Here is a 12,282-nt window from a genome sequence, read left to right on the forward strand (position 1 = left end):
TTTACCAGAAACGTTGCTGGGTCAGACGACTCCACCAGCTCAACAGCACGCGATCCACCGAACCGCTAGCCGCCATGCCGATACGCTCTTGCAGGCTTTTACGCTCGGCGTAGTGCAGGTGGTAGACCTCGGCCTGTTTGGCCTTCTGCGCGAGGTATTCGTCGCTGGTCTTGAGTTCATCAACCAGTTGCTTGTCCAGCGCTGCAACACCAAGCCAGACTTCACCTGTGGCCACTTCATCGATCGCCAGTTGCGGACGATAGCGAGCGACAAAGTTCTTGAACAACTGATGGGTGATGTCCAGGTCTTCCTGAAACTTCTCGCGGCCCTTCTCGGTGTTTTCGCCGAACACGGTCAGGGTGCGTTTGTACTCTCCGGCGGTCAGCACTTCAAAGTCGATATCATGCTTTTTCAGCAAGCGGTTGACGTTGGGCAACTGCGCGACCACGCCAATCGAGCCGAGGATGGCGAACGGCGCACTGATGATCTTGTCGCCGATGCACGCCATCATGTAGCCGCCGCTGGCCGCGACCTTGTCGATACACACGGTCAACGGCACGCCGGCTTCACGAATACGGGCCAGTTGCGAGGAGGCCAGACCGTAGCTGTGGACCATGCCGCCACCGCTTTCCAAACGCAGGACGACTTCGTCCTTGGGTGTGGCGAGTGTCAGCAGCGCGGTGATTTCATGACGCAGGCTTTCGGTGGCCGAAGCCTTGATATCGCCGTCGAAATCCAGCACGAACACCCGTGATTTGGCTTCGGGCTTTTTCTTCTGCTTCTTCTCGCTTTTCTCGGACTTGGCCTCGCCCTTGCGCAAGGCCTTGAGTTGATCCTTGTCGAGCAGCGTTTGCTCAAGGCGCTCACGCAGGCCTTTATAGAAATCATTGAGCTTGCTGACCTGCAACTGACCTGCCGACTTGCGCCGCCCCTTGCTGCGCAACGCGGCAAAACTGGCGAGCACTACCAGAATGGCGATCACCAGCGTGACGGTCTTGGCCAGGAAACTGGCGTATTCGGTGAAAAACTCCACAGAGACTCCTTAAAACGATGCGTGGATGTAACACACACGCGGGATGGCGCCAGCATACCCATGCGCCGGCTCCTCGACCAGCCGTGAAACCTCTGGCAACACGCCTGTAACGGGCATTTCAAACAAGCGTATGTTTTTTCATTGACAGCTCCCCATCATCCTCATAACCTCGCCAAACCTTCAACGTACCGGGAAGACGCGGACGTGGGCAGCATCTATTTGATTCGACATGGCCAGGCCTCCTTTGGTGCAGACGACTATGACGTCCTGTCACCGACCGGCGTGCGCCAGGCAGAAGTCCTCGGCCAGCACCTCGCTGAACTGGGTATCCGCTTTGACCGCTGCCTCGCGGGTGACCTGCGTCGCCAACAGCACACGGCCACCAGCGCGCTGGAACAATTCACCGCGCAAGGCCTGTCGGTACCGATGCTGGAAACCGATTGTGCCTTCAACGAATTCGACGCCGACGCCGTGATCCGCGCCCTGCTCCCGGCCATGTTGCCGGACGAACCGGAAGCGCTCGACATCCTGCGCAATGCCGCGCAAAACCGCGGCGAGTTCCAGCGCATTTTCGCTTTGATCATTGAGCGGTGGCTGGCCGGCACTTACGACCCGCCGGGGCTGGAGAGCTGGCTGGGCTTTGTCGAACGGGTTCAGGCCGGATTGCACCGAATCCTCGAACAAGCTGAAAAGAATCAGAAAATCGCCGTGTTCACCTCCGGCGGCACCATCACCGCACTGCTCCACCTCATTACGCAAATGCCTGCGAAACAGGCCTTTGAATTGAACTGGCAAATCGTCAACACCTCGCTCAACCAGCTGAAATTCCGCGGTCGCGAGGTGGCTTTGGCTTCCTTCAACAGTCATGCACACCTGCAACTGTTGAAGGCCCCGGAACTCATCACCTTCCGCTGAGTCCGGATTACTGTGAACCTTGCTGTAATCAACCTGCTCTTATTACCCAAGAAAGGATCGAACCATGACCTCCGTAGCTGATGCCGTACAAGCAATGAAAGCCAAGTTCAACCCAGCCGCTGCTGCCGGTCTGGATCTGGTCTTCGGTTTCCGCATCGACGAGACCAAGAACTTCTCGCTGATCGTCAAGGACAGCACCTGCGAACTGCAAGAAGGCGAGAACCCGGACGCCCAGGTCACTCTGGTGATGGACGGCGAAACCCTGGAAGGCATCGTCGACGGTTCGACCGACGGCATGCAAGCATTCATGGGCGGCAAACTGCGCGCTGAAGGCGACATGATGCTGGCGATGAAACTGTCCGAACTGTTCCCGTCGTAAGACTACGATTCGGAAAAAACAAATCCCGCCTTGGTGGCGGGATTTGTCGTTTCAGGGTCAATGGATGCCGGCGGCGTCCAGCGCCTTGAAGACCTGCCGATCGCCGACCTGGGGCTCACTGTCGGGGTACATCAACTGAACGCCGCCTCCGGGAAGGATTTCACCGGTTTGCGCATCACGCGCGAAGGTGATGACATACCGCTCCCCCTGATACTTCAAGTAGATATTGTAATAATCCTGCGGCTGATCCGGTGCTGCGAAAGCACTGTAACGATAGCGGGGGCTTGGCACCGGCATCGGAGGATCCTTTCGCAACGACTCGCCACTCACGTCAGGATCCGCAGACTCCAAGGCCACAATCGCCGTAGCGACCAATTCATCGTTGTTTGCCGATACCAGAAGTAAAGTCAGGGCGCGTTGCAAGGTAACGGAGCTGACTTCGCCATTCACAACATCACGACGGTACATGCCGTTGTGAAACCACTTAGAGGCGTCAAAGCGGTTTTCTTCCTGGCTCCAATCGCCGTAGAGAACAAATTGAATAAAGGCTGACACTGCGCGTAAGCGCCCAATGCCTTTCGATTTAATGAACGCAGTGTTCACATTCAACTAACAGCCCTTAACGGCGCAGGCTCTGAGCCTCGTCCAGTTCCTTGAATATCCGCACGTAATGCGCATCGGATTCCTGGTTCGGATAAACCAGTTTTGCACTGTTTTTATCGATCAGCTCTCCCGTTTGCGCATCTCGGCTGAAGGTGATGACAAACCGTTGATTTCCCAGATTCAGGAACAGGTTATAGAGATAGACTGGCTTGTCCGGCTTGTCGAACTTGCTGATCCAGTACCTGACACGCCCAGTCAGATCCGGTGGGTCGTTGATAAGCGAGTCGGTATTGACCTGGGGAAAGTCATACTCAAGCGCCACCCCTGCGATGGCGACGAGGTCATCGTTCATGTTCGCCGTAACCGGCAGAGGTTTATTGCGCAGCATGCTTTCGGCGCTTGCTTCGGCCGGGGTTTCCATGAGACGGCGGCTGTACATTCCGCTTGTAAACCAGCGAGTGGCGTCGAAACGATTATCGTCTGGACTCCAGATGCCGTAATACATCATTACTTTCGAGGACATTTCGTCTTCCTTGCCAACGAGATATAGACCCATCAAAACCGCGACGGCCAATAGCCCGATCGCACGAAAAACCGTTGGTTTTTTTATAGTTGAGGTCATTTGGCTGGTTTGTATTCGCACAGCTTTTTGGGAACGCCATCCGGTGTATTGCCAGATCATACGCCATGGACAGCCCCCTCAGCGTCTAGGGGATATCCGAGTGTGTCGTTGTAATGTCCCCGTCCTTGAGCTTGTTTCAACAGCGCGGGATCTTTGCTGGCGGTGCGGTGGGCTGTCAACCGACGCTGGTAATCACTGAGATTCTTGCGGTAGGCACGGCTGGCGGCCTTGTCCGCTTCCTGCTTGGTCGGTGCCTGCTCCACCGCGGCAGGATCTTCGTTGGTTCCATAGGTCTGGTCATACAGACTGCGCCGAGGAAATGCCCACACGGTTGTTCCAGTGGCATCAGCCATTATTTGCGCCAGACTGAGTTCAAAGTGCGGGTCTTCATTTTCCGCTACCTTCACGCTCGCGTTGATCCCTAATCCGGTTCGGCATGCGTAGGAATAGATCTTCGCGCCATAGGCGAACGCGTCAGGCGTAAACATGCGAGCCTGGGCATCACGTAAACGGTAGCTGTCACGTTTGTCCAGCTCGTACCCCAGTTCTATGCTGCCTACAACGCCGTGGGAAAAGAAATCCATTTGCTTGATTTCCCGACTTCTGCGTTTTCGACTCGCGACAAAATCAACCAACTGCGAAATTGAATCGTACTCGCGATACTCGGCACCATAACCCTCGGTCACGATCTTTTTGACTTCAGCCAACAGATTCGGGTCGTACTCATCCTTGAAGATCAGAAATGCCCGTTGAATAGAGTAACTCGGCGTAGACGGTGGATAGCTTTTGAGCTGACGTATGCCCTGGTTGATGAAGTTCATCATGTTGCCCCGCTGGCCACGAATATTCGCGATAAAACCCAGGTAGGACGCTCCCACTACCGTCACATAGTCCTGCGCCAGAGTCCCCTTCACTTGCGTCGTCGCGTGCTGATCGTTCGTCTGGCCCTGATTTTTTTTGGCGTTGCCACGTAAAACCTTCCTTAGTAAGCGATACCCAGAGCATCCAGGTGGGCGGCGGCTTCCTTACCCCATTGCACGACAATGGAGGTCGGATCGGCAGTGAACACGCGTACGGCGTTGCCGTGGTTGTCAGTGTGGCCGACAAGGCGTTGGCCGTCTCCGGTTTCGATGCAATAGAGCATATCGGGAATCGCCTCGCCGGTGGTTTCATCAACCAGTTGGAAGCGTTCGCTGTGTTTGGGCACAGTCACGATAGGCGTGAAGGGTGCGGCGCCGACTTGAGTGCCCACGAACACGTCGCCAGAGCCGGTGATGATCATACCGCCATGGGCGGTGCCACTGCCGAGAAACGCAATGGGTTGGCCATTGATCAGGATGTTGCCGATTCCTTCGGTGACCGAATCACCGCACGCCGTTGATATTCACGTTGGGCGAACCGCTGGTGCTTGGGTTGGTACCGTGACCGGTCACCGGACAGGCATTGAGATCGCTGAGTCGAGCGGCTGGTTTTGCCATCGTCTACTTCCTTGTATTGGCTAGGGCGCGGAATGTACCGGATCTATACCAGGGGTAAAAGTCTATCGCCGCGTATAAAGGCCGAATCTGGCGTAGCGAAGGACGCCGCCAGCAACTCACGGGTATCGGGATGGGCCCGACAATCGCGTCCGAACCTTAGATCGTCGAGCCGCCGCTGCTGAGGATTTCGTTACGCTCAATCACCGCCCCGGTCAACGCACTGCCATCGTCCAAAGTGAAATCACGTCGTTCAGCAGTATCGGTCGCCAACTCCCCTGCATCCGGCAACCCGCCGTAACGCCGCCCGAGCAACCCGGCCAGCAGCACAATACCGAGCACACTCAAACTGCCGCTGATAAATCCACGACTGCTCGACGCCGCATTGTGGCTCTGCAGCAGACGGTTGCACGGCAACCAACGCAAAGTCGGATCGCACAGCAGGACCAGACTTGCGCCCATTTGTTCGATGACATGCGGATGCTAAGGATCGGCGGTACGCAAGACATCGAATGCAGCGCGCGAGGCTCACGAATGGGAGGCCGGTAGTGCCAAGACCCGTAAAAAGAAGACGCTTCGTCGCCGCGCAAAACATTGGCTGACAGAACGTTGACCTCGATCACTGGCGCACGGGTGAGACTGATTAATCTTCCGGCTCCATCGAAGGCCAGGGAAGGCTCACCGGGAGCCTGCGGCTGATCCCATTCAAGGAAGAACTCTCATGCGACCACTCAACATCATTCTGCTGTCGTCGGCATTCAACGGTTTGACTCAACGCGCCTGGCTGGAACTGCGTCAGGCTGGGCATTCGCCCAGTGTCGTGGTGTTTACCGACGAAGCGTCGGTGTGTGAACAGATCGAACGCAGCGGCGCGGATCTGGTGATCTGTCCGTTCCTCAAGGACCGCGTGCCGCAAGTGCTATGGCGCAACACTGAACGTCCGGTGCTGATTATTCATCCGGGCATCGTCGGCGATCGTGGCGCCAGTGCGCTGGACTGGGCGATCACCCATGAGCTGTCGAGCTGGGGCGTGACCGCGTTGCAAGCGGTTGAAGAGATGGACGCCGGCCCGGTCTGGGCGACCTGCGAACTCAACCTGCCGACGGGCCTGCGTAAATCCGAGCTATATAACGGCCGGGTCAGCGACGCGGCGATTCGTTGCATCCGCGAGGTCGTAGAAAAATACGTCGAAGGTTTTGTACCCGTGTCGGTGGACTACACCGACCCGAAAGTGCGTGGGCGCTTGCAGCCGAACATGAAACAGATCGACCGCAGCTTCAACTGGCACGACAGCGCGCACTTCATCAAGCGCTGCATCGACGCGGCGGACGGCCAGCCCGGCGTGCTGGCAAGCCTGGCGGGAGGTCAGTATTACGTGTACGACGCGCACCTGGATTCGCGCACGGGCCTGCCCGGCGTAATTCTCGCCGTGCAGGACGATGCCGTGCTGGTCGCGACCGGCGATCAGAGCCTGTGGATCGGATCGCTGCGGCGCAAACCGCAGCCTGGCGAAGAAACCTTCAAGCAACCGGCGCGGCATGTGCTGGCCGGGCAATTGGCCGATGTGCCGACGCTCGACAGGTCGATTGCTACCCAGCCGTTCAGCGACGCGGCCTATCAACCGATTCGTTACCGCGAATCCGGGCATGTCGGCGAACTGACCTTCGAGTTCTACAACGGTGCCATGAGCACCGAGCAATGCCAACGCTTGGTCCACGCGCTGCGCTGGGCCAAGTCCCGCGACACTCAGGTGTTATTGATCAAGGGCGGACGCGGGAGTTTTTCCAACGGTGTGCATTTGAACGTGATTCAGGCCGCGCAGGATCCGGGGGCTGAAGCCTGGGCGAATATTCAGGCAATCGATGATGTCTGTGAGCAATTACTGACGGCGCGACAACTGGTGGTCAGTGGCGTAACGGGCAGTGCGGGCGCCGGTGGCGTGATGCTCGCGTTGACGGCCGATATCGTCTTTGCCCGGGCCGATATCGTGCTCAATCCGCATTACAAAAGCATGGGGTTGTACGGCTCCGAATACTGGACTTACAGCCTGCCCCGCGCCGTTGGCCCGGCGATGGCCGAGCAACTGACTCAAGCCTGCCTGCCGGTCAGTGCCCACCAGGCCCTGCAACTGGGTATGGTTCAGGAGATCGGCCCGCGTTGCCCGGATGAGTTTTCGCTGTGGCTGCTGCAACGGGCCAACAGCGTTTTGAGTGACCCGACCTATGCCGCTGTGCGTGAACGCAAGGCCCGGGTTGATCAGATGCTGATCCAGCAATGCCGTGAAAGCGAGCTGCAGGAGATGCAGGAAGACATGCTCTACAACCGCAGTGGTTTCGCCGAGAAATGCGCCAATTTTGTTTACAAGCGCAAGGCGTGTGGCACGCCAGCGCGGCTGATCGCGGATTGGGCACGGGTGCATGAGATTGAGCTAACCGACTGATCTTCACCGTTCATGGTGTCCCAATCGCTGGCAAGCCAGACTCCCACAGGATCGACTGGCGCCCACATGCCTGTGTGTGACCACGACACCGTTGGGGGCTGGCTTACCAGCGATGATCGATGACGCGGTAGCCAGAGCGCCCTTACAATGCGCCCACCTCAAACACCGGCCCGCCCATGGACATCGACCTCGCCCGCACCTTTCTGGAAATCGTCCGCCACGGCAGCCTCGCCGCGGCGGCGCAGAAGCTGTTCGTCACACAAACGGCAATCACTGCCCGGGTGCAGAAACTCGAAAGCCAGTTGGGGAGCACCCTGTTCGTGCGCAATCGGGCCGGGGCGAAACTGACGCCCAACGGCGAGGCCTTCGTGGTCTACGCCAATCAACTGGTGCAGACCTGGGAGGCCGCGCGCCGCGATTTGCCGCTGCCCGAGGGTTATCACAACGTGCTGCACATCGGCGGTGAAGTCAGCCTGTGCAATCCGCTGATGCTCAGCTGGGCCGCCGAACTGCGCGAGAAAATTCCTGGGCATGCCTTGCGCATGGAAATCCGCGACGGCGAAAACCTGCTGCGCCAACTCGAACTCGGTGTGCTCGACGCGGCGCTGGTCTATCAGCCGGAATACTGGCCGGGGTTGCAGGTCGAGCAGGTGCTGGAAGAAAAACTGATCCTGGTGCGCGCGCCTGATCGCCCGGATCCCTACGTCTACATCGACTGGGGCCCTGATTTTCGCCGCCAGCACGATGCCGCTCTGCCGGAAAAAGCCAAAGCCGCGCTGAGTTTCAACCTCGGCCCTCTGGCCCTGCAATACATCCTCGAACACGGTGGTAGCGGCTACTTCCGCACTCGCGTCGTGCGCACCTACCTGGAGAGCGGCGCCTTGGAACCGGTGACCAAAGCCCCTGAATTCGGTTACCCGACCTATCTGGTGTACTCGCGCGATCGCGACTCGGCGACGCTGCAACAAGCCTTCGATCTGCTGCGCGAAGTGATTCGCAACGATGACGACTGGTCGCAACGCTGGAACCCCTTGAGTTAAGGCGGCCGCTATACAGGCGATCATGGCGCATGTGACCTCAAGGTCTGGCCTGCATAAACGACCGAATCGGCTAATCTGCCGGGTATAACAACGATCCCCGCAGGTGACGCAGTGAGGCAGACCACCGAGGCATTTCGCAGCCGCTACCGTGCGGCGATCCATCCGCGTTACAACCCGTGGTTGCATGGCGCCTTCGTGCTGCTGTTCGGCGTACTGGCCATCAGCATGTTCTGGAGCAATGTGCAGCAGGTACAACCGCTGCAATGGCTGACCGTGCCGCTGACCCTGCTGTTCTTCAATTTCGGCGTGTATTGGGTGCATCGCCATCTCGGCCATCATAAAAAAGCCTTCGCGAAAATGTTCTACGCCCGACATGCGGGCGATCATCACAGTTTCTTCACCCCCGGCCACATGACCTACGACAGTCCCCGCGACTGGCGGGTGATTCTGTTCCCGGCCTGGCTGATCGTGATCCACACACTGTTCATCACCCTGCCGGTGTGGTGGCTGCTCGCGCAGGCCAATGTCAACGTTGCCGGGCTGTTCGGCGGCTGCATGGTGTTGGGCTATCTGACCTACGAGGTGTTTCACGCCTGCGAGCATCTGCCGCCGAACAATCCGCTGGCCCGGCTGCCATGGATCCGCCAGATGCGTCGCCTGCACGAATTGCATCACCGCCGCGAGCGCATGCAGGAATGCAACTTCAACATTGTCTTGCCCTTGATGGACTACCTGTTCGGCACCCTTTACTGGGAGCCGGAAACCACCCCTTTGAGCTATTCGAGAATGCCCATGACGCGCATGCAGCACCAGATCGATATCGCCGGTGAACCGATGGCTGTGCTTGCTTACGCCACCAGCGTCAGCCGCTGGCCAGAGTGGCACCCGTCTTCGCTGAAAATCAACGGCCCGCAGGGGCCACTGCATGCGGGTTCACACTTCGAGGAGGATATTCATGCGGGTGGCCGGCCAGGTCACTTGAGCTGGGAAGTCACTGAGTATCTGCCCGGTCGGCGCTGGTGCGCGCGGGCTCAGGGTGATCATGGGTTGTCATTGTTGCTCCGTTACGAATGCTCGACCGAAGGCAGCGGTACACGGTTTGTGCGCACGCTGGAGTATCGCTTCGAGGGTCTGGGCATGCGCATCGCCAATCAGTTGCTGCTCAAACGCCGTATTGGTCGCGAGTCGACGGCGTCAATGCTCGCGCTACGCGACATGGCCACGCAATCCATCGCATCGGCGAGGGCAAGCGCATGAAGTGGCGACATGGGTTGGTGCTGCTGATCATCCTCGTTTTCGCGTTTTTGTTGCTGATGCCCACCCGGGTTGAGCCGGTTGCCTGGAAACCACAGACCGCGCCGTCGCTGACCAATGGAATCTACGCCGAAAACCAAAAACTCAAAGGCGTTGCGCAGGTCGGCCCGAGTGACATCGAAGGGCCGGAGGCGCTGCTGCTGGAAGGTGACTTTCTGATCACCGGATTGCATGACGGTCGGCTGATTCGCAGCAGTCTCGACGGTCAGGAACGCCAAGTGCTCGCAGATACCGGCGGACGTCCCTTGGGTCTGGCCCGACATCCCAATGGTTTGCTGGTGATCGCCGACGGCGTCAAAGGTTTGCTCTCGCTCGATGCACAAGGACGCTTGATTCCCCTGGCTACAGCCGCCAATGGACTGGCGTTCGGTTTCACCGATGATGTGGCCATTGATCAATCCGGGCATTACGCCTACTTCAGTGATGCCTCCAGCCGTTGGGGTTACGGCCATGACGGCGAGGCGATTATCGAGCATGGCGGTGACGGACGTCTGTTGCGCTATGACTTTCAGACCGGCAAAACCAGTGTGCTGCTGGACAAACTGGAGTTCGCCAACGGCGTGACCCTCGGCCCGGATGACGCCTATGTATTGGTCAACGAAACCGGCGCTTACCGCATCAGCCGCTACTGGCTGACCGGGTCCAAGGCCGGCACCCATGACCTGTTCATCGACAATTTGCCGGGGCTGCCGGACAACCTCGCCTTCAACGGCAGCGACCGGTTTTGGGTGGCGCTGTATGCACCGCGCAATGCCTTGCTCGATGGCACAGCCGGGTATCCGCTCGTACGCAAGATGATCGTGCGAGCGCTGACCGTGTTGCCCAAACCGATGGAAAAGCGCGGGTTTGTGCTGGGGCTGGATCTGGACGGCAAGGTGATTGCCAATTTGCAGGATGCCAGCAGCGGTAATTACTCACCGATTACGACGGCGCGTGAGTATGGGGCGTGGTTGTATTTCGGGTCGTTGAAGGCTTCGCATATGGCGCGTTTGCCGTTGGCAGATGCGCTTAAGTGAGCCCGCAGTATGAGCACTGGATTGACCGACGCTATCGCTGGCAAGCCTGCTCCCACGCGGTTTGTGAAACATCGAAAATCATTCGATAACCACAAACCTTTGGGAGCTGGCTTGCCAACGATGGCGGTTGGTCAGTTGCTGGACTTGTCGAACTTGTCGGGATCTTCGTCCTTCGGCAACCCCTCCAGCCCGGCATCTTCGTCCGGGTGAAAGGTGGTATGCGTCGGGCTATTGGGCTCGGGATGCGTCGGAACGGGGTCGAATGCGCCCTGCTCTTCACTGGGGAATTTGGGATCGGTCATGGGGCACCTCGCAAGGAGTCGATGAATTCGGACTCTGAACATTCGAGGTGCCGGGCGTGGTTGTCGTTCCAGTCAATCTACAACCGTAGGTCGGCGGATCAGGACGGGGGCTGCAAATGACTGACGATCTCGTCTTTGACCTTCAGACGCTTTTCTTTAAGTTTTTTCAGTTCATCGTCGCTGGGGGCATCCGAGGTGGCCGTTTCGGCCTTGACCACATCGGCATCAGCCTGGGAGTACTTGTTGATCAATGAATCCAGTCGTGGATCCTGGGTGCGTTTTTGCTGGATCTCTTCCTTCGTGCAGCTCAAGTCCTGAAACAGGTCATGGGGAACCGGCATGGAACACCTCCATCAGTTGATCGGGAGGCCAACGCGACCGATTGCGCTGGCCAGTTATCAGAATGGCCTTGGTTGAACGGTTCTGTCGACCACCTGTCAGACCAGCGGCGCCCGTTCGTCGCCCTGTCGCAAATGCGATAAAACCTTTGCTCCCGACGCGCCCTCCACTCCATAACGCTCACAACAAACTGCGTGGAGAGACACACATGGACGGATTCAACCTGCGTCACCTGGTACTGGCTGTTACTTTGAGCACCGGCATGGGCAGCGCCTTCGCCGCCACCGACAATAACTTCGTCGATAGCGCCACCGCCGGCGGCATCGCCGAAATTGAGACAAGCCGCCTCGCCCTGGAAAAAAGCCAATCGGCCGACATCAAGGCCTTCGCCAACATGATGATCACCGATCACAGCAAGGCTAACGATGAGCTGGCCACAATTGCCAAGGCCAACGACATCGAAGTGCCGGACAGCACAACCCTGATCAAGCTGGCCAAGGAAAAGATCCTCGACATGCGTGATGAATCCTTCGACCCGGCCTACGCCAACAACCAGGTCAAGGCTCACGAAGAAACCATCGAGCTGTTCAAGAAAGAAGCCAACACCGTGACGGATGACAAGGCAAAAGGCGCGACCGAACTCAAAGCGTTTGCACAGAAAATGCTGCCGGCACTGGAAAAACATCTCGCTGCGGCCAAAGACCTGCAGGCCAAACATCCCAGCAAATAGAGGCCTTTGCCCGCACCCGGAGATGATATAGATCACTGAGTGGTGTTCTTTCGAGAGCACCCACTTCAAAGCCC

At 58.1% G+C, this 12,282-nt stretch carries 15 protein-coding genes; 7 read left to right on the plus strand and 8 right to left on the minus strand.

The window, feature by feature from the left end; translation table 11 throughout:
• Position 1: 1 nt before the first annotated feature.
• Positions 2-1,033, minus strand: coding sequence for a protease SohB (sohB, locus tag ACIOU6_RS06050; protein WP_401134637.1), 1,032 nt, complete (start codon positions 1,031-1,033; stop codon positions 2-4).
• 204 nt (positions 1,034-1,237) lie between these two features.
• Between sohB and ACIOU6_RS06055 the strand changes: the two genes are divergently transcribed.
• Entirely contained in the window at positions 1,238-1,948 is a 711-nt protein-coding gene (locus ACIOU6_RS06055; RefSeq protein WP_221732743.1) for a histidine phosphatase family protein, read from the plus strand.
• Between the two features lie 64 nt (positions 1,949-2,012).
• Positions 2,013-2,327 (plus strand): SCP2 sterol-binding domain-containing protein, encoded by a 315-nt coding sequence (locus ACIOU6_RS06060; protein ID WP_103302367.1) that lies wholly within the window; start codon positions 2,013-2,015, stop codon positions 2,325-2,327.
• 57 nt (positions 2,328-2,384) lie between these two features.
• Here the strand turns inward: ACIOU6_RS06060 and ACIOU6_RS06065 are convergent, their stop codons facing one another.
• The 5 genes from ACIOU6_RS06065 to ACIOU6_RS06085 all read right to left on the minus strand — a co-directional run bounded on the left by ACIOU6_RS06065 (position 2,385) and on the right by ACIOU6_RS06085 (position 5,489).
• Positions 2,385-2,936 (minus strand): hypothetical protein, encoded by a 552-nt coding sequence (locus ACIOU6_RS06065; RefSeq protein WP_401134641.1) that lies wholly within the window; start codon positions 2,934-2,936, stop codon positions 2,385-2,387.
• A gap of 10 nt (positions 2,937-2,946) precedes the next feature.
• Positions 2,947-3,453, minus strand: a complete 507-nt coding sequence (locus ACIOU6_RS06070) for a hypothetical protein (protein WP_401134644.1) — start codon at positions 3,451-3,453, stop codon at positions 2,947-2,949.
• Positions 3,454-3,608: 155 nt separating this feature from the next.
• On the minus strand, positions 3,609-4,466 hold the full coding sequence (locus tag ACIOU6_RS06075; RefSeq protein ID WP_401134647.1) for a hypothetical protein: 858 nt from the start codon (positions 4,464-4,466) through the stop codon (positions 3,609-3,611).
• Between the two features lie 68 nt (positions 4,467-4,534).
• A complete protein-coding gene (locus ACIOU6_RS06080) occupies positions 4,535-4,834 on the minus strand; it encodes a hypothetical protein (RefSeq protein ID WP_401134650.1) in 300 nt (99 codons plus the stop codon).
• Positions 4,835-5,186: 352 nt separating this feature from the next.
• Complete coding sequence (locus ACIOU6_RS06085) at positions 5,187-5,489, minus strand: hypothetical protein (protein WP_401134653.1); 303 nt, start codon at positions 5,487-5,489, stop codon at positions 5,187-5,189.
• Positions 5,490-5,748: 259 nt separating this feature from the next.
• On the opposite strand from ACIOU6_RS06085, the gene ACIOU6_RS06090 reads away from it, so the two are divergent.
• From ACIOU6_RS06090 to ACIOU6_RS06105, 4 genes are all read left to right on the plus strand, one after another.
• Complete coding sequence (locus ACIOU6_RS06090) at positions 5,749-7,467, plus strand: hydrogenase maturation protein (RefSeq protein ID WP_401134655.1); 1,719 nt, start codon at positions 5,749-5,751, stop codon at positions 7,465-7,467.
• Positions 7,468-7,643: 176 nt separating this feature from the next.
• Positions 7,644-8,507, plus strand: coding sequence for a LysR family transcriptional regulator (locus tag ACIOU6_RS06095; protein WP_221732748.1), 864 nt, complete (start codon positions 7,644-7,646; stop codon positions 8,505-8,507).
• A 111-nt stretch (positions 8,508-8,618) separates the two neighbouring features.
• Complete coding sequence (locus ACIOU6_RS06100) at positions 8,619-9,764, plus strand: sterol desaturase family protein (RefSeq protein WP_401134658.1); 1,146 nt, start codon at positions 8,619-8,621, stop codon at positions 9,762-9,764.
• Positions 9,761-10,837: an SMP-30/gluconolactonase/LRE family protein gene (locus tag ACIOU6_RS06105; RefSeq protein WP_401134661.1), complete on the plus strand. Its 1,077-nt coding sequence runs from the start codon at positions 9,761-9,763 to the stop codon at positions 10,835-10,837. Before ACIOU6_RS06100 ends, ACIOU6_RS06105 begins: the two co-directional genes overlap by 4 nt.
• Positions 10,838-10,968: 131 nt before the next feature.
• Here ACIOU6_RS06105 and ACIOU6_RS06110 read toward each other — a convergent pair whose 3' ends face one another.
• Positions 10,969-11,139, minus strand: coding sequence for a hypothetical protein (locus ACIOU6_RS06110; RefSeq protein ID WP_221732751.1), 171 nt, complete (start codon positions 11,137-11,139; stop codon positions 10,969-10,971).
• Positions 11,140-11,237: 98 nt separating this feature from the next.
• Positions 11,238-11,480 (minus strand): DUF465 domain-containing protein, encoded by a 243-nt coding sequence (locus tag ACIOU6_RS06115; RefSeq protein WP_221732752.1) that lies wholly within the window; start codon positions 11,478-11,480, stop codon positions 11,238-11,240.
• A 206-nt stretch (positions 11,481-11,686) separates the two neighbouring features.
• Here ACIOU6_RS06115 and ACIOU6_RS06120 point away from each other — a divergent pair, with 206 nt between their 5' ends.
• Positions 11,687-12,208, plus strand: a complete 522-nt coding sequence (locus tag ACIOU6_RS06120; protein WP_401134663.1) for a DUF4142 domain-containing protein — start codon at positions 11,687-11,689, stop codon at positions 12,206-12,208.
• The last annotated feature ends 74 nt before the right edge of the window (positions 12,209-12,282 follow it).

The organism is Pseudomonas sp. NPDC087615, assembly GCF_044743445.1.
In the GTDB taxonomy this organism is placed as follows: Bacteria; Pseudomonadota; Gammaproteobacteria; order Pseudomonadales; family Pseudomonadaceae; genus Aquipseudomonas; species Aquipseudomonas baetica_A.

Coding starts and splice junctions, on each gene's coding strand:
- ACIOU6_RS06060 (WP_103302367.1), top strand. CDS start 2,013: ATGACCTCCGTAGCTGATGCCGTACAAGCAATGAAAGCCAAGTTCAAC.
- ACIOU6_RS06070 (WP_401134644.1), bottom strand. CDS start 3,453: ATGTCCTCGAAAGTAATGATGTATTACGGCATCTGGAGTCCAGACGAT.
- ACIOU6_RS06080 (WP_401134650.1), bottom strand. CDS start 4,834: ATGATCATCACCGGCTCTGGCGACGTGTTCGTGGGCACTCAAGTCGGC.
- ACIOU6_RS06085 (WP_401134653.1), bottom strand. CDS start 5,489: ATGGGCGCAAGTCTGGTCCTGCTGTGCGATCCGACTTTGCGTTGGTTG.
- ACIOU6_RS06090 (WP_401134655.1), top strand. CDS start 5,749: ATGCGACCACTCAACATCATTCTGCTGTCGTCGGCATTCAACGGTTTG.
- ACIOU6_RS06095 (WP_221732748.1), top strand. CDS start 7,644: ATGGACATCGACCTCGCCCGCACCTTTCTGGAAATCGTCCGCCACGGC.
- ACIOU6_RS06105 (WP_401134661.1), top strand. CDS start 9,761: ATGAAGTGGCGACATGGGTTGGTGCTGCTGATCATCCTCGTTTTCGCG.
- ACIOU6_RS06110 (WP_221732751.1), bottom strand. CDS start 11,139: ATGACCGATCCCAAATTCCCCAGTGAAGAGCAGGGCGCATTCGACCCC.
- ACIOU6_RS06115 (WP_221732752.1), bottom strand. CDS start 11,480: ATGCCGGTTCCCCATGACCTGTTTCAGGACTTGAGCTGCACGAAGGAA.
- ACIOU6_RS06120 (WP_401134663.1), top strand. CDS start 11,687: ATGGACGGATTCAACCTGCGTCACCTGGTACTGGCTGTTACTTTGAGC.